16 protein-coding genes are annotated in these 15,164 nt (G+C 61.3%); 4 read left to right on the top strand and 12 right to left on the bottom strand.

All coding sequences use genetic code 11. The features are described from left to right. Positions 1-435: 435 nt before the first annotated feature. The 5 genes from P0Y65_20035 to P0Y65_20015 all read right to left on the bottom strand — a co-directional run bounded on the left by P0Y65_20035 (position 436) and on the right by P0Y65_20015 (position 5,227). Positions 436-825: a response regulator gene (locus P0Y65_20035; protein WEK04435.1), complete on the bottom strand. Its 390-nt coding sequence runs from the start codon at positions 823-825 to the stop codon at positions 436-438. A 106-nt stretch (positions 826-931) separates the two neighbouring features. Continuing rightward, a complete protein-coding gene (locus tag P0Y65_20030) occupies positions 932-1,981 on the bottom strand; it encodes a chemotaxis response regulator protein-glutamate methylesterase (protein ID WEK04434.1) in 1,050 nt (349 codons plus the stop codon). Further along, on the bottom strand, positions 1,978-2,826 hold the full coding sequence (locus tag P0Y65_20025) for a protein-glutamate O-methyltransferase CheR (GenBank protein WEK04433.1): 849 nt from the start codon (positions 2,824-2,826) through the stop codon (positions 1,978-1,980). Before P0Y65_20025 ends, P0Y65_20030 begins: the two co-directional genes overlap by 4 nt. Positions 2,827-2,873: 47 nt before the next feature. Beyond that, positions 2,874-4,391 (bottom strand): methyl-accepting chemotaxis protein, encoded by a 1,518-nt coding sequence (locus tag P0Y65_20020; GenBank protein ID WEK04432.1) that lies wholly within the window; start codon positions 4,389-4,391, stop codon positions 2,874-2,876. 245 nt (positions 4,392-4,636) lie between these two features. Continuing rightward, the gene (locus P0Y65_20015; protein WEK04431.1) at positions 4,637-5,227 is read right to left on the bottom strand and encodes a chemotaxis protein CheD; all 591 of its coding nucleotides are present in this window, start codon (positions 5,225-5,227) and stop codon (positions 4,637-4,639) included. Positions 5,228-5,390: 163 nt separating this feature from the next. On the opposite strand from P0Y65_20015, the gene P0Y65_20010 reads away from it, so the two are divergent. Then, positions 5,391-5,744 (top strand): hypothetical protein, encoded by a 354-nt coding sequence (locus P0Y65_20010; GenBank protein ID WEK04430.1) that lies wholly within the window; start codon positions 5,391-5,393, stop codon positions 5,742-5,744. A gap of 87 nt (positions 5,745-5,831) precedes the next feature. On the opposite strand, the gene P0Y65_20005 is transcribed toward P0Y65_20010, so the two are convergent. The 5 genes from P0Y65_20005 to P0Y65_19985 all read right to left on the bottom strand — a co-directional run bounded on the left by P0Y65_20005 (position 5,832) and on the right by P0Y65_19985 (position 10,054). After that, the gene (locus P0Y65_20005) at positions 5,832-6,236 is read right to left on the bottom strand and encodes a VOC family protein (GenBank protein ID WEK04429.1); all 405 of its coding nucleotides are present in this window, start codon (positions 6,234-6,236) and stop codon (positions 5,832-5,834) included. Between the two features lie 114 nt (positions 6,237-6,350). Then, positions 6,351-6,812 carry a chemotaxis protein CheW gene (locus P0Y65_20000; protein ID WEK04428.1) on the bottom strand — a complete coding sequence of 154 codons (462 nt, stop codon included), beginning with the start codon at positions 6,810-6,812 and terminating at the stop codon, positions 6,351-6,353. 101 nt (positions 6,813-6,913) lie between these two features. Continuing rightward, complete coding sequence (locus P0Y65_19995; GenBank protein WEK04427.1) at positions 6,914-9,355, bottom strand: chemotaxis protein CheA; 2,442 nt, start codon at positions 9,353-9,355, stop codon at positions 6,914-6,916. Between the two features lie 43 nt (positions 9,356-9,398). Continuing rightward, positions 9,399-9,767 carry a response regulator gene (locus tag P0Y65_19990; GenBank protein WEK04426.1) on the bottom strand — a complete coding sequence of 123 codons (369 nt, stop codon included), beginning with the start codon at positions 9,765-9,767 and terminating at the stop codon, positions 9,399-9,401. After that, positions 9,764-10,054, bottom strand: a complete 291-nt coding sequence (locus tag P0Y65_19985; protein WEK04425.1) for an STAS domain-containing protein — start codon at positions 10,052-10,054, stop codon at positions 9,764-9,766. The genes P0Y65_19990 and P0Y65_19985 overlap by 4 nt, the downstream gene beginning before the upstream one ends. A 221-nt stretch (positions 10,055-10,275) precedes the next feature. On the opposite strand from P0Y65_19985, the gene P0Y65_19980 reads away from it, so the two are divergent. After that, positions 10,276-11,589 (top strand): NAD(P)H-dependent oxidoreductase, encoded by a 1,314-nt coding sequence (locus P0Y65_19980; GenBank protein WEK04424.1) that lies wholly within the window; start codon positions 10,276-10,278, stop codon positions 11,587-11,589. Here the strand turns inward: P0Y65_19980 and P0Y65_19975 are convergent. Further along, entirely contained in the window at positions 11,580-12,101 is a 522-nt protein-coding gene (locus P0Y65_19975; GenBank protein ID WEK04423.1) for an HPP family protein, read from the bottom strand. The two genes, P0Y65_19980 and P0Y65_19975, sit on opposite strands and share 10 nt — an antisense overlap. A 144-nt stretch (positions 12,102-12,245) precedes the next feature. Between P0Y65_19975 and P0Y65_19970 the strand changes: the two genes are divergently transcribed. Together P0Y65_19970 and P0Y65_19965 are read left to right on the top strand one after the other, a co-directional pair. Then, on the top strand, positions 12,246-13,151 hold the full coding sequence (locus P0Y65_19970) for a hypothetical protein (GenBank protein WEK04422.1): 906 nt from the start codon (positions 12,246-12,248) through the stop codon (positions 13,149-13,151). A gap of 52 nt (positions 13,152-13,203) precedes the next feature. Then, complete coding sequence (locus P0Y65_19965; protein ID WEK04421.1) at positions 13,204-14,010, top strand: siderophore-interacting protein; 807 nt, start codon at positions 13,204-13,206, stop codon at positions 14,008-14,010. Between the two features lie 18 nt (positions 14,011-14,028). On the opposite strand, the gene P0Y65_19960 is transcribed toward P0Y65_19965, so the two are convergent. Beyond that, positions 14,029-14,997 (bottom strand): zinc-binding dehydrogenase, encoded by a 969-nt coding sequence (locus tag P0Y65_19960; GenBank protein WEK04420.1) that lies wholly within the window; start codon positions 14,995-14,997, stop codon positions 14,029-14,031. Positions 14,998-15,164 lie beyond the last annotated feature (167 nt).

Raw genomic sequence — 15,164 nt, 5'->3', positions numbered from 1 at the left:
TTGCCTAAGACGGCAGAAAGCTTGCGCATAGTTAGTCCCCCAAGGAATCGACAGGACGCGTTCCCGCGCGTCTTGCCGACCCTGCCAAACATGGGTCGGATCGGACTCCGACCGTTGTTAATGTCCAATTCCGGACCTCATCGAGATCGATCACCAAAGTGGTCGGCCGAGCGACCCTGAGGGCCCGTATCCGCGATACTTGTCCGGTAAAATGCCTTGTCCCCCAAATGCCACCTATCGCTGGCATGCCTCTCTCGTGGCATGATCATTCCGCGCTGACGCGCGTCCGGCGATAGCCCTCCCAGGCCGTCGGCCTGAACCGACGGTGCCGACGCTATCGCAGCAGGCTTAACTACTCCTTACGCAGGTAATCGCGCGCAAACAAAAAGACCTCCCCGGAAGGGAGGCCTGTTTTCAAGCAATCAGCAAAGGCGCCTAGCTGAGGGCGCCGATCACGGCCTCGATGCGCTTCTTCATGGTTGAAGCGTCGAAGGGCTTGATGATGTAATTATTGACGCCAAAGGAAATCGCTTCCTTGACCTGCTCCTTGTCCGAGCGGCCGGTCGCCATGATGAAGGGCATCGCCTGGGTGCGCGGATGCTTGCGGATCACCTTGAGCAGGGTCAGCCCGTCGATATCTTCCATGTTCCAGTCGGAAATGATCAGATCGACATTGGCCTTCTCGAGCTTGCCCAAAGCATCACGGCCGCTCTTGGCTTCGATGATGTCCTTGAAACCAAGCTGGGTCAGGATGTATTTGCAGATGCCCCGCATGGACTGCTGGTCATCGACCACGAGAACACTGAGTGCGCTGGCTTTTGGCATGTCGTATTCAACCTTCTTTGCGCTGGCCTCGCGGCCCTACTTGCCTGAAAACATTAGACAAGAAGCGTTACAAATCTATCAACCGGGCTATCGGTATTGTTCGTGACTAGGCAGCTGACTTGAGGCGCACCAGCGCCGCGGCCAGCCGGCCGGCAATCGCATCGATTGGCGCCTGCTCGATTACCGCCCCTTCCTCGAAGGCTACGCGCGGCATGCCATAGACCAGCGCCGAGGCCTGGCTCTGGCCAATCGTATAAGCACCGGCATCGCGCATCATCTTGAGCCCGCGCGCTCCGTCCCGGCCCATGCCGGTCAGGATCGCCCCGACAGCCATGGCGCCCACCGACTTGGCGACCGATGCAAACAGCACATCAACGCTCGGACGATGTCCGCTTTCCAGCTCGTCGTGCGTCAGCCGCGTCTTGAGCTGGCCTGAGGTCTTCTCCACGCGCAGGTGATAGTCGCCCTTGGCCACATAGGCATGGCCCGGCTGCAGCACCATGCGGTCCTCGGCCTCGACCACGGTCAGACCGCAGACCTCATCAAGGCGCGCGGCAAAGCGGGCGGTAAAGCCGGGCGGCATATGCTGGGCAATGACGATCGGCGGGCAGTCGATTGGCATCAGGCTGAGCACTGTCCGGATCGCTTCAACGCCACCCGTCGAGGCACCGATGGCGATCAGCGCTCCGGTCGGCGCTGCCGCGGTCTTGACCGCGACCTTTGGCGCTTCCGCCCGGCCCACGGCATGGCCGCGCACGTCGGACTTGGCTGCAGCACGGATCTTGTCGCGCAGGTTGGCGCCGAACGCGTCGAGCCCGCCGTCAAATTCCGCGCTCGGCTTGGCCACGAAATCCACCGCGCCCAGCTCCAGCGCCAGCAGCGTTTCGCTCGCACCCTTCTTGGTCAGCGTCGACACCATGACCACTGGCGTTGGCCGCAGGCGCATCAGTTTATCGAGGAATTGCAGCCCGTTCATATTGGGCATTTCGATGTCGAGCGTCACCACATCGGGATTGAGCGCCTTGATCTTCTCGCGCGCATCCATGGGATCAACGGCGGTACCAACCACCACAATATCCCCATCCCGTGCCAGCATGCGCGACAGCACTTCACGGATCAGCGCCGAATCGTCGACGACCAGGACCTTGATGCTCATGCCGCTTCTCGTTTGTTCAATTTCAGTTTGGATTGATAGATCGTCTTGCCGACGAGGCGGAAACCTTCACCGCCTGCGCCGAGATTCTCGGAATGGCCGATATAGAGATACCCTTCCGGCGCGAGCAGCTTGCCCAGCCGGCTGAACACTTCGCCCTGCGTCGGCTTGTCGAAATAGATTGCGACGTTGCGGCAGAAGATGGCGTCGAACGGCCCCTTCATCGGCCAGTTCGGTCCGATGAGATTGAGCGGCTTGAACGACACCAGTTCGCGCACGGGAGCGGGGACACGGATCGTGCCGTCACCGCCCTTTTCCAGTCGCCGCGCCCGTTCGGAACTGAGGCCATTGAGTTCGTTTTCGGGATAGCTGCCCGTTGACGCCTTGGCGATCACCGCCGTGTCGATGTCTGTCGCCAGGATCTTGAAATCCCAGCGCTTGAGCTCGGGGAACGCGGCCAGCAGGTCCATGCCGATCGTGTAGGGCTCCTGCCCTGTCGAGCATCCGGCCGACCAGATGCGCAAGCGTTGGCCGCGTGGCCTCTCGCTCATCAGATTGCCGACATGGGTCCGAAGATGATCGAAATGGTGGTCTTCGCGGTAGAAGCGCGTGAGATTTGTCGTCAGCGCATTGACGAAATCCTGCCCGTCATTGGCGCTGCCATTGCGTTCGAGATAGTCGATATAGGCATCAAAGCTCGGCAAGCGCAGTGCCCGCACGATCTTGCTCAGTCGCGATACGACCAGTGTCCGCTTTGCATCGCTGAGCGAGATGCCGGCCACTGAATAGACCCGGCCCTTGATCCGCTCGAATTCGCGATTGCTGAGGGAGATTTCTCCCTGATCCATACCTGATACCCCAATAACCCCGACCTTCAGGACGGCAGTGAGGGCCGTCAGGCACGTCGCCGCGAAATGGCGGCAGAAGTCTGCGCCGGGGTTTCGCCAAACGACGCCATTCGTCCGGTGAGACGCTTCAGAGCCGCTTCACCTTCGTCCAGTGTCGAAACAACCGTATCGGTTTCATTGCTTAGATTGCGTAAATGCCCGCCCAGACCGGCGATCATTTTTTGCAGCGACTGTGCTTCTATTTTGCCAGTCTCCGACTGCGCCCGCCCGCGCTGCACAACCATGCGAATGTCTTTGGCCGAGCGATTGGTGATTTGCGCCAATTGCCGCACTTCGTCGGCAACCACGGCAAAGCCTGCGCCCTTCTCCCCTGCCCGCGCCGCCTCGACGGCCGCATTGAGCGCCAGGAGGTTGGTGCGGAAGGACACATCCTCGATGGCCTGCACCATCTTGTCGACTTCGCCGGTCATCGTGTCGATATCGCCGACAAGGGCCTGGGTGCGCCGCGCCGCCATGTCGAGTTCGCTGGTCAGGTCCTGCACGGCGTGACCGATGATCCGCACCTGTCGCAACCGCCCGCCGCCGTCGGCCAACGCCTTGCCGGTCGCCGACATGTCACCGGCGTTCTCGCCACCGATCGCCTTGAAGCTCGCCGCACGCTGTTCGAAGCTCTCGAGCAGGCCACCCACCGTTGCGAGCTTCTTCTCAAGACTTTCGCGCAAGCCTCGTTCGTCATCGGCTCGTTCCGCCAGCGCCCGCGTATAATCGTTCAGCCGCACGGCAAGGTCGCCAAGCGGACCGGTCAACGCATCGGGCAGTTCGCCGCTGCCCGCCGCCACCGCTTCGAGTTGCCGCAGGCCGTCGTCCAGCGCAGCGAGTCCCTTGTTGAGCGCGGCCAGCACCGGCTGCGCCGCAACAGCCTTGGCTTCGAAGCGGAAACCGGTCTGCCCGCCCGACAATGCTGCCGAGAAGGCATCGAGATCGTCTTCCTCGATATACATTCCGGTCGGCTTGAGTTCGAGCAGGCTCCAGCCCCCGCCGAGGCTGCGCTTGACCATGGTGAACCGCGCGCCTCCAAGTACGACCAGCGCCTCATCGGGTGCACCGCCGCCTGCCCGCAGATAGCCGGCGCCAAACAGCGCGTCGAGCGTCGCTCCTTCAACCGCGCCGATGGCGAGGCGGGTCACGCCGATACTGGCCGTGATGATATGACCTTCACCATCCACCACAAGCGCCGGCAGGTGCAGGGCCCCGATAGCACTCTTGAGCTGATGGGTCTTTTCCAGCCGCCGGCTCATCCGCGCGATGATTCCATCGATGGTGACAGCCTCATCGGCCCGTTCGGTGAGACCGACGGTCAGAGCCAGCCGGGCGAGGACTCGGGCCTCCATCCTGGCCCTACGAGCCGCCAGCAGCAGGGCGACGCCGAGCGCGACAATCATCAATAGCGACAGACACACCAGCCAGGCTGCACCGCCCCCCAGAATCGGCAACAGTCCTGCAGCCAGCGCCAGGGCGCCAAGCCAGGGTAGGGCTGAGATGATCGCGAGACGCGTAATGGGCATGAAGCGCCTTGTTCGCAGTTCAGCAACGGGAATCCAACATGCTGAAAACCTAAACGAACATGGTTAACCAAACCTATAAACTACTGTTATCGCGGAAGACTTCGCTAAATCAGATTGTCATGCAGTGAAATTTCGTCCTGTTCTGGCACAAAAGGCGAAGCATTGCCGAGACGTCGACCAAAACAACAGCACCCCAGGCCGCTGGGCGTCGGGGTGCTGATCAAATTGGAGCGGTCTGGTTGGCTCTAGAACAGTTCGATATCGTCCACCGGCGCTGGCACCACGACGCGGCGCGAAGCAAAGGCGACTTCCTCGCGCGCCACATTGGCACCCACGTCGCTATCCAGTCGCTTGACGAAGGCGCGGCCCGAATGCGGCTTGAACAGCACGCGGCGCGCAAAGGTCCCACCAAGGTCTTCGCTCATCGCTACATAACCTTCGTCGGCCAGAAACTGGCGCAGGAAGTCGATATTCTTGCGACCCACGTCATCCAGTGCGGAATTAATCTTGCCGCCGCCGAACACCTTGATCTCAAGGTTGGATTTCTTGCCGGTACCCTGGCTGAGAACCTTGTTGATCAGCTGTTCCATGGCAAAGGCGCCATAGCGGGCCGATGCGCCGTAACGATCCTTGGCGGAGCCGGACTGTTCGGCGAGCAGGAAATGATTCATGCCGCCAAGATTGGCGACACGGTCGCGTACGCAGGCAGAGATGCAGGAGCCCAGGACCGTCGAATAGGTGAGGTCGGCATCGGCAGATACGTGGCAGTCGCCCTGATGGACGGTGGTGACCACCCCGCGATCAAACTCGGGTGGTAGAGAATTCGGCAGTCCCATTTAACCTGTGCAACCCTGATACGCCGGCTATCTCATCATAGCCGCACACTCGTTACCAATTGCTAACCACGCGGCCAGACCTCTTTGCCGCCAAAATAAACAGCAAGAACACCTTTAGAATTAGTCATATAGAGTGCCCCGACTAAGCTAGGATCGAATACGTATGTCACTGCAGAAACTCGCGAGAGAACTCGATGAGACCGCGCGCCAGACCGCAGCAATGCTGGAAGGCATCACTGAGGCGCTTCAGTTGCTCGCTGAAAATAACCTGAGCAAGGATCCCACTGTCCGCGAAGCCGTACAGATGATCATCACCTCGCTGCAAGGCCAGGACCGGATCGAACAGCGCTGCCACAACATGGCTCTCGCTGTCCGCCAGTTCGCCCTGTTGCCGCCCACGGCGCCCGATAGCGTCTATGACGAAATCTGGTCCAGTCTGACGCTCGACGAACTGCGGGTGCCTTCGCTTTCGGGCGTAGCGGCTCATCCAAGCCACGGCGACGTCGACCTGTTTTGATCCAGGCCAACCCAAGGTCTGTTTGTTCGCTGGCGCCATTTGGCGTCATTTTTATTTGCGGGATTCGAATCTAATACTATTCGAATTCTAACGCGCTGCGGCTCCGCGTACGCAGGCCTCGATGTTGTTGCCGTCCGGATCCAGTACAAAGGCACCATAATAGTCGCCGGCGCCTTCACGCGGACCGGGCTTTCCGTGATCCTTGCCACCGGCAGCAACGGCCGCTCTGAAGAACTCATCGACCATAGCCTTGCTCTCGGCAATGAATGCGACATGCATCTGATTGATGCCGGCCTTTGATCCTTCCACCCAGTAACTGGGCCGCAGCGTCCCGATCCACAGATAAGGAATGGGTTCTTCCTTGCTCTTGCCGAAGAGGAAGGAGTCCGGACCATTGTCCGTTGTCGCCAGGCCAAGCGCCTGGGCGATGGCATCATAGAAGCGACGGGCACTTTTGAGATCAGTGACGACAATTCCGCTATGGTCGAGCATTTACCGGCTCCCTCCTGGATTGCTCAGGATTCAAGCCGAGACACGGCAAACAGTTCCCATCAAACAATAAGGGCGCCTCACGGCGCCCTCGTAAAAACACTGCCCGTGGAACGCCTAGCCGTCGAGCTTGGCACCGCTCACAACTGCATGCAGATCGATAAGACCGACCATCCGGCTCTCGTGGGTCACGATGCCATTGAGCAATTCGGTATCGATCGAATTGCCTTCGGGCACATTGTGGATGTCGTCCTTGGACACGGTCAGGATGTCGCTGACGGCATCGACCAGGATCCCGACCCACTTGTCGCCCACGCTCATCACCACCACGACGTGGTTTTTGGTGGGCGAAGTCTGGCCATCGCCAAAGCGGGCGCGCAGGTCAAAGATCGGCACGATCGTACCACGCAGGTTGATCACACCGCGCACGAATTCTCGGGTATTGGGCAGCGGGGTCGCACCATTCCAGGCGCGGATTTCGCGCACGGTGGTGATCTCGACACCATATGTCTGCTCGCCGATAGAGAAGGCGATCAACTGCAGTGAATTCTGGGCTGCGACGGCGGACTTGTCGGCCATGTCGTCTCGCAAACCGAGCGCTTCCATTCTATGCCTTTCTGCCGTCCTTCTGGCCGGCTACGCTTTTACTACGCCGCTTTCGCAGCCAACTTACGCACGGCCTAGGCCGCATTCTTGTGGACAATAGTGGTCTTGAGGCCCTGCACGTCAACGATCAGCGCAACATTGCCGTCGCCCAGGATCGTACCGCCGGCAATACCATCGACGCGCTCGAAATTTTCTTCGAGCGATTTGATCACCACCTGTTGCTGGCCAATGATGTCATCGACGATCAGCGCAACCTTGGCCGAACCCTCGGCCTCGCACAGCACGACGAAGCGGTTGTCCGACTCTGTCTCATTCTGCAGGTCAAAGCGCTTGGCGAGGTCAATGACCTGAACATATTCGCCGCGCACCTGCAGCACCTGCCCGCCGCTCGGCACCCGCTCGAAGCTGGCGCGCGAACACTGGATGGTTTCAACGATCGAGCTCAGCGGCACCACATAGGGCGACACCCCAACCTTGACCAGCATGACATCGAGCACCGCCAGCGTCAGCGGCAGGCGCAGGGTCATGCGCGTACCCTTGCCGGTCGACGAGCGGACATGCACCGAGCCGCCGATCTTCTTGATATTGGACAGGACCACATCCATACCCACACCACGGCCCGACAGGTCACTGACCTCCGAGGCCGTCGAAAAGCCTGGCGCAAAGATCAGCTGGTCGATCTGTTCGTCCGTCGGATTGACGTCCGGCGCCACAATGCCCTTGTCGCGCGCGACCTGCAGCACACGTTCGCGATTGATGCCCGCACCATCGTCCTCGACGATGATCAGGATATTGCCACCAGCCTGCTCCGCCGAAAGCCGGATCGTGCCCGTGTCAGATTTGCCGATCGCCAGGCGCTTTTCGACACTTTCAAGACCGTGATCTGCCGAATTGCGGATCATGTGGGTCAGTGGATCGGAAAGCTGCTCGATGATCGTCTTGTCGATTTCGGTATTTTCGCCGATCGTCTCGAGCTTGATCTTCTTGCCGGTCTTGGTTGCCAGTTCGCGCACCAGGCGCGGCATGCGGGAGAACACCGATTTGACCGGCTGGGCGCGGATCGCCATCACCGAATCCTGCAGGCCGCGCGTCGTCTGCGCCAGGACCTCAAGGCCGCGTACCAGCTCGGTATAGCGCGCGCGCAGCGTCTCATCCATCTGTTGGGTCAGCATGGACTGAGTAATGACCAGCTCGCCCACCATATTGACCACGCGATCGACCTTGTCGAGATCGACACGGATCGACTGAACGCCGACGCTGGCCTTGCTGCCGTGATCCTCGCCATCGCTGCTGGCTGCAGGTGCTGCCGGCTTCGGCGGCGCAGCGGCAACGACAGGTTTTGGCTTGGCAACCGGGCTCGGCACGATGCTTGCGGCCAGCTCGGCAAAGCTGAGGCCCGGGGCCTCTTCGAATGTATCGTCTTCGGCCGGTTTGATAATCGCGTCCGCGTGCGGTGTTGCAACGGCCACCTCGGCCTTGGCCGCCGCCACCGGCGGCGCGACCACGTCTGTATCGAGATTGAAATCGAGCAGGTCGGAGACCTCGTCATCGGCCAGAGCCAGGAGGTCGGATGTATCGGGCTCGGCTTCGATGGCCGGCTTGGCCGTGGCCGACGCAACGCCAGCGCTTGCTTCAGGGGCGCCTGCGGCACCAACCTGGGCCACCGCAATGTCGCAGTCGCCTTCGACGAATTCGAACACTTCCCGGATCATCGCTTCGGTCAGCGATTCCGAAATGAGCGTGATCTCCCAAGAGCAATAGACTGCGAAGGGTTCAAACTCTGCCAGTGAAGGCATGGCGGTCAGGACCGGACGAACCTGCATTTCGCCCAGAACCGCCAGCTCGCGGAACAACAGCAGCGGATCATTGGCCCGCGCATAGAGCGCCGTATGTGGAGTGAAATGGATTTCCCACTGGCCCGGCACGGCTTCGAGCGGCGGCGCATCGAACGCGTCTTCTGCCAGATCGTCATTGCTGTTAGCAAGCTCGTCTGCAACGCCGCCAAAGTCGCCAAGATCGAAACCGGCATCATCCGGCGCATCCTCGCCACCGCCGATATTGACCATGACGGGGACGAATTCGAGATCGAATTCTTCCATCGGCTCGCCGCCTTCGTCGTCATCGGCGCGTTCACCGCGCGCCAGGGCGTCGAAGCGTTCTTTTTCTTCCTGGCCGTAGTCGGCCGGCAGGGCCTCGCCGGTCTGGGCGGCCTTGACGTAGTCAGCGACAATGTCATTGGCGCGGATACACAGCGTCACGACGTCATCGGTCATCTCGACCCGGCCGTCGCGCACATAGTCGAGCAGCGTCTCATAGGCATGGGCAAAGCCTACCAGTGCCGAAAAGCCGAAGGCACCGGCACCGCCCTTGACCGAATGGATGGCGCGGAACACGGCATTGAGGCGGTCTGCGTCGCGCTCACCAGCCTCGATGGCCGCGAACTGCTCTTCCATTTCGGTCAGCAGTTCGGAACATTCGTCAAAATAGGTGGCTTTGAAGTCGTCGAGATCGCTCATGCAAACACGCAAAACCCTTCTGGGTCACTACCAACAATAGAACTCAATGCACGACGCGGTGGATGACCGAGATCAGCTTTTCCGGATCGAACGGCTTGACGATCCAGCCCGTACCGCCAGCGGCCTTGCCCTGGTCGCGCTTGTCCTGGCTGGTTTCCGTGGTCAAGATCAGAATCGGCAGGCTCTGGTGCTGGCCCGTGGCTCGCACATGCTTGATGAATTCGATGCCATCCATCACCGGCATATTGATGTCGGTGATCACCACATCGACCTGCTGGCTCTTGAGCACATCAAGGCCCTGCTTGCCGTCCTCGGCCTGCAGCACCTCGAAACCCGCATTGCTCAGCGTATGGTGCAGCATCGCGAGGATCGTCCTCGAATCGTCCACCGTCAGTACCCGCAAGCTCGTCATCCTCTCATCATTCCCGCAAACTGGGCGTCCAGACCCAGCCTGGCGATCGCGGACGTCAGGGCCGCGCTCGGCTGCTCAATGGCAAAATCGAAATTGTTCTTCCGGGCAGTTTCCGCTGCGCTGATCAGCATGAACAACGCATTGGTCGACACGCGCTCGATCGCATCTGCGGTCACGCTGATCGGGCCTTCCTCGATTGCGTCGATCAGTCCGTCGCGGATGGAATCCAGCGAGTCCAGGTCGATGATCGCCGGCAAAGCGACGGTTGTTTTGGTCGAGCTGACCATTTGCACTGCATGCCCCCGGGAGTTTTCTCCGAGCGCCAGTGTCCACGGGAACGGTTTAAGAAGTGCTAAGCCTATTGAACCTGCTGAATACTTCTATGCGCGAGATCGCTGAAACATTGTCGCAGTTGGCGGCAAACAAGTCTGCCCGGATCGCTCTGCCCCCTTGCGGCGACCCCCGCGACAGGGGTAACCCAAGCGCGCAATAATTCCGGACTTATCTCATGACCACTTCCATCGCCCTTACCGGCATCGCCCGCGACCTGGCTGCCCGCGCAGACAGCGGCAAGCCGATCCGCGTCGGCGTAATCGGCTCGGGAGAAATGGGCACGGACCTGGTCACCCAGATGAGCCTGATGAAGGGCGTGGAAATGGCAGCCGTCGCCACGCGCCGCCCCCATACCGCGCTGGACGCCATCAAAATCGCCTATGGCGACGACAGCAAGGGCCGCGAGGCCGACAGTCCCGCAAGGGCGACTGCCGCCATCGAGGCCGGCAAGATCGCCATCACCTCGGCGGAAACGCTCGTCACCACGCCCAACATCGATGTCGTCATCGATGCCACGGGAAAGCCGGGCGTGGCTGCTGACTACGACCTCACCGCCATGGAACACGGCAAGCATGTGGTGATGATGAATGTCGAGGCCGACGTTACCATCGGGCCCTATCTGAAGGCCCAGGCCGACCGGCTCGGCGTCATCTACTCGGTCGGCGCTGGCGACGAGCCAAGCTCCTGCATGGAGCTGATCGAATTCGTCACTGCACTGGGCCTGCCCATCGTCGCGGCAGGCAAGGGCAAGAACAATCCGCTCAAACACGATGCCGTCCCGGATGACTATCGCGAGGAGGCCACCCGCCGGAACATGAACCCGCGCATGCTGGTGGAATTCGTCGACGGCTCCAAGACCGCCGTGGAAATGTGCGCCATCGCCAATGCAACGGGCCTCACGCCCGACATTCCCGGCATGCATGGGCCCAAGGCTGATCGCGACGACATGGCCAAAGTGCTGATCCCCAGGCAAGACGGCGGCATCCTCAATTCCATGGGCGTCGTCGACTATACGATCGGCAAGGGCGTTGCCCCCGGCGTTTTCGTTATCGTCAAGGCTGAGCACCCGCGCATCATCGAGCGCATGGACGATCTCCATATCGGCCACGGCCCCTACTACAGTTTTTTCCGCCCCTATCACCTGACGAGCCTCGAGGTCCCGCTGACCGCGGCGCGGATCATGCTCTATGGCCGGCCCGACATGGTCCCGCTGCCGCGCCCCGTTGCCGAGGTCTGTGCCGTCGCCAAGCGTGACCTGCTGCCCGGCGAAGCGCTCGATGCAATCGGGGAGACCTGCTATCGCAGCTACGCCATGACCGTGACGGATGCCCGCGCCGCCGGCGCCCTGCCTGTCGGCCTGCTCGAAGGCGGCAAGGTCACGGCACCGATCAAGAAGGGTGACCTCTTGACCACGGCCAACAGCCAGCCCGATACCAGCACGCGTCTCTTCGCCCTGCGCGCCGAGCAGGATCGCATGCTCTATTCCTGATCGATTTCCTGCCGGATCGGCAGCGGATAGCGCTGCCGCGGCGGCAGCCGGTGCAGCCCAAAGGCGAGCACCACCAACATGACGCAGGCGATCAGGAGAACCGCAAACAGCGTCAGCGGATCGACCGGCCCCGGATAGACCAGGAGCGGCACGGCGGCGGCCGGCGGATGCGTCACCCTAAGCACCAGCATCACCAGCATGGTGAGGCCCACGCACAGCGTAGCCACCCACCAGGGCTCGGGCCCGAACAGCAGTGCTCCCACGGCAATCATCGTGCCGATCAGGTAGCCGGCAAAGATATTGATCGGCTGCGCCCCCGCACTTTCGGGCTGTCCGAAGATCAGCATCGCCGTCGGCCCCAGCGGCGCCAGCAGCAACGGCAGGCCCGTGGCCGCAGCCAGCGCGCCGATCAGCGTCACGCTGCCTGCCGTCGCCGATGCCGACTTGGCATGGACCCGCCAGTCCTTGCGAGGCTCGTGGCGCATCAGGAAACGGGCAAGAAGATTTTGCATGGACATCCGACCAGTGGAGCCGCGATCTATAAGCCGCGCCACGACAGCTGAGAAGCCAATATCCCGAAGGTCTCCTTCCTGCCACATTCTGCCGTTGCATAGGTCTGGCTTTGAATTTCCTGATGTTTTTATTGTGGAGCCCCAATGCGTCGCGCTCATTTCCTGACTGGCCTCATCCTGCTCGCGCCCCTGCCCGCACATGCCCAGACCGACAAGAAGGCTCCCCCGCCACCCCAGACCTGCGATGAGCTTGTCATCGCGCTCGACGCTATCGAGCGCACGCCGGAGACAACCGTGGAAGACACTGCCGATGGCTGCCGTCTTACCAATTTCTATATCGGGACGGATACCTACACCCGCTATCGCATTGCCGGACTGGAACTGCGCGCACCCACCCTTCTGGAAGACTTTGTCGCCGAGCGACCGCCGGCCGAGCTCGATCTCGCCATCACCGGCTTTGCCAATGCCCCCGACACCGGCAGCCCCAACAGCAACTACCTGATCGAAATCCAGTCCGAGCCGATGGACATGCATTTTCACTATCGTTGGGACCAACAATCGCACACGGTGGAGGTCTCAGACTTTTCCGTCACTGCGCCCGGTGATGGCGCCATCCGCCTGGCCGGCCGTCTGTCCAGCATGAATTTCGATCCCAAGAGCCTCGACAGTTTCGACGATATCCCAGGTGCCTTCGACCAGTTAACCGTCGAGTTCAGCAACGCCCTCTTTGTCTCGGCCCTTCTGGCACCGGCCCTCATCGGCAACCTGCCCTATGACGAAGACCCCCGCCCCATCATTGCCGACTATCAGCAATCCGCCGTGGCCTTCATCGAAGGGCTACCGGCAGAGACCATGTCCGATGACTCAAAGGCTGCGTTGGCCAGCTTCATCACCACATTCCCCCGCGCGACCGGCGACTATGCCTTCGAGCTGCGAGCCGACCCGCCATTCGAATTTGCCAGCATCGATCTCGACGAGATCGACGGCCTCCTGCCACTCCTGCAGCGCCTTCAACTGGCTGTGAGCCACACACCGGCCGACGAGCCTTGATTGCGATGCAAGGTCGGGTTAATTCCTGACTTAAATAATCAGGAAAACTAAAATGTCCGAGACCATCGATCCCCGCGCCCCGCAACGCGTCCGGCACGACACCAGAATGCGGCTGCTGGACGTGATCGCAATCACGGACATCACGCCCTTGATGCGCCGTATCCGCCTGACCGGCGACATGGAAGGCTTTGCCTCGGTCGGCCATGCCGATCACATCAAGGCGTTCTTTTTCCCAGGAGGGGTCGAGCCCAGGTTGGCGCCAATCGGCGACCGCGGCGCCGAATTTGCCGAGGGCGAGAAGCCGGAGATGCGCGACTATACCCCGCGCGACTGGAATGTCGCCGAAGGCTGGATCGACATCGATTTCGTCCTGCATGGTGACGGCCCTGCCTCGGGCTGGGCGGCCAAGGTCAAGCTCGGCGACAAGCTCGTTATCGGCGGCCCGCGCGGCTCGCTGGTCGTGCCGGCTGCCTATGACTGGTATCTGTTGGCCGGCGACGAAACTGCCCTGCCGGCCCTTGGCCGGCGCATTGAGGAACTGCCTGCCGGCAGCAAGATCGTTGCCTTCATCGAGGTCGACAATACCACCGAAGAACAGACCTTCGAGACCGTAGCCGACCTGACGCTCGTTTATCTTCACCGGAATGGAGAACCGGCAGGCACGACCAGCCTCATCCTCGACGCCATCAAGGCGGCCACCCTGCGCGACGGCGTCGCCTATGCCTACGTCGCCGGTGAAAGCGCCATGAGCAAAGCCGTCCGCGCCCATTTGACCGACGAGCGCGGCTTCAACCCCGAATATGTCAAGGCCGCCGGCTACTGGCTGCTCGGCACCGCCGACGCCCACGAGCCGCACTGACGCCGATTGGCGTGGCGATCATCCCTTGATCGCCACCTTGCCCTTGCGGCCAGGTTCGTCGCTGGCCCTGGCCGCATCGCGCGCCTGATCGAGCCCAAAGACGCCATCCACCTCGAGCTTGAGCGTGCCCTTGGCGGCCGACTGCACCAGTTCGCCGATCATCCGGCCGATGGCCTCGCGCGGGAAATTGTTCTGCGCGCCCCAGAAACCACGCACCACGGCCTGCTTGAACAGGATCGCGTTGGACGACAGGGTGATCTTCTGGCCCGACAGATTGCCGAAGGACACCACTTCGCTGCGCGGCGCCATGACGCTGAGCAGCGCTTCCGGGCCTTCGCCACCGATTGAATCCAGCCCACGCACGATCGGCGCGTCCTTGGCAATGGCGGCGACCTTGTCGCGCCAGTCCTCAGCTTCGGTCGACACCACATTGCCAATGCCCAACGCCGCCATTTCAGCCACGCCGCCATCACGCCGCACCAGATTGATGACATGCACACCCGCCTCGGCGGCAAAGTGATTGAGCAGCTTGCCCACCGCCCCATTGGCCGCATTCTGGATGATCCAGTCACCTTTGCCGACCTTGAGATCAGCCAGGATCATCTTGGCGCTCAGCGGCATGGAAATCAGCTGGCAGGCCGTCGCATCGTCGACACAGTCCGGCACCGCAATGCTGGTCGCCGCATTGGCCAGATAATATTCCGCCCAGGTCGCACCCGCCCCGCCCATCACGCGCTGGCCGATCTTGAGGTTGTCCACGCCCTCACCCAGCGCATCCACCACGCCCACCGCTTCCGTACCGGGCACGGACGGCAGTTCCGGCCTGACGCCATAGACGCCTTTGATCGTCATCAGGTCATGATTGTGGATCGGCGACAGTGTCATGCGCACCCGGACCTGACCTGGCTCCGGCTGCGGCATCTCGCGCTCCGCCAGTTCGAGCACGTCACTGGCCTTGCCGAATTGGGAATAGCTGACACTGCGCATGGGATAACCTCTGTCTGTTGAGGGTCCCCTATGGACCCGCAGCAGCGCTCATTCAACGTCATTTTACGATGAATAGTCCGTCGGCCCCTGCGGGATGACATTTTGTCTCAGCCGCAATTCGGGCTAAACCGCTTGGCAGATTTAAAACATTGCCCACCAGGAAACTT

The organism is Candidatus Devosia phytovorans, from assembly GCA_029202405.1.
Lineage (GTDB): Bacteria > Pseudomonadota > Alphaproteobacteria > Rhizobiales > Devosiaceae > Devosia > Devosia phytovorans.
Note: the sequence above shows the minus strand (reverse complement) of the source record. Positions and strands in the feature narration are given on the sequence as shown.

Coding starts and splice junctions, on each gene's coding strand:
- P0Y65_20035 (WEK04435.1), bottom strand. CDS start 825: ATGCCAAAAGCCAGCGCACTCAGTGTTCTCGTGGTCGATGACCAGCAG.
- P0Y65_20030 (WEK04434.1), bottom strand. CDS start 1,981: ATGAGCATCAAGGTCCTGGTCGTCGACGATTCGGCGCTGATCCGTGAA.
- P0Y65_20025 (WEK04433.1), bottom strand. CDS start 2,826: ATGGATCAGGGAGAAATCTCCCTCAGCAATCGCGAATTCGAGCGGATC.
- P0Y65_20020 (WEK04432.1), bottom strand. CDS start 4,391: ATGCCCATTACGCGTCTCGCGATCATCTCAGCCCTACCCTGGCTTGGC.
- P0Y65_20015 (WEK04431.1), bottom strand. CDS start 5,227: ATGGGACTGCCGAATTCTCTACCACCCGAGTTTGATCGCGGGGTGGTC.
- P0Y65_20010 (WEK04430.1), top strand. CDS start 5,391: ATGTCACTGCAGAAACTCGCGAGAGAACTCGATGAGACCGCGCGCCAG.
- P0Y65_20005 (WEK04429.1), bottom strand. CDS start 6,236: ATGCTCGACCATAGCGGAATTGTCGTCACTGATCTCAAAAGTGCCCGT.
- P0Y65_20000 (WEK04428.1), bottom strand. CDS start 6,812: ATGGCCGACAAGTCCGCCGTCGCAGCCCAGAATTCACTGCAGTTGATC.
- P0Y65_19995 (WEK04427.1), bottom strand. CDS start 9,355: ATGAGCGATCTCGACGACTTCAAAGCCACCTATTTTGACGAATGTTCC.
- P0Y65_19990 (WEK04426.1), bottom strand. CDS start 9,767: ATGACGAGCTTGCGGGTACTGACGGTGGACGATTCGAGGACGATCCTC.
- P0Y65_19985 (WEK04425.1), bottom strand. CDS start 10,054: ATGGTCAGCTCGACCAAAACAACCGTCGCTTTGCCGGCGATCATCGAC.
- P0Y65_19980 (WEK04424.1), top strand. CDS start 10,276: ATGACCACTTCCATCGCCCTTACCGGCATCGCCCGCGACCTGGCTGCC.
- P0Y65_19975 (WEK04423.1), bottom strand. CDS start 12,101: ATGCAAAATCTTCTTGCCCGTTTCCTGATGCGCCACGAGCCTCGCAAG.
- P0Y65_19970 (WEK04422.1), top strand. CDS start 12,246: ATGCGTCGCGCTCATTTCCTGACTGGCCTCATCCTGCTCGCGCCCCTG.
- P0Y65_19965 (WEK04421.1), top strand. CDS start 13,204: ATGTCCGAGACCATCGATCCCCGCGCCCCGCAACGCGTCCGGCACGAC.
- P0Y65_19960 (WEK04420.1), bottom strand. CDS start 14,997: ATGCGCAGTGTCAGCTATTCCCAATTCGGCAAGGCCAGTGACGTGCTC.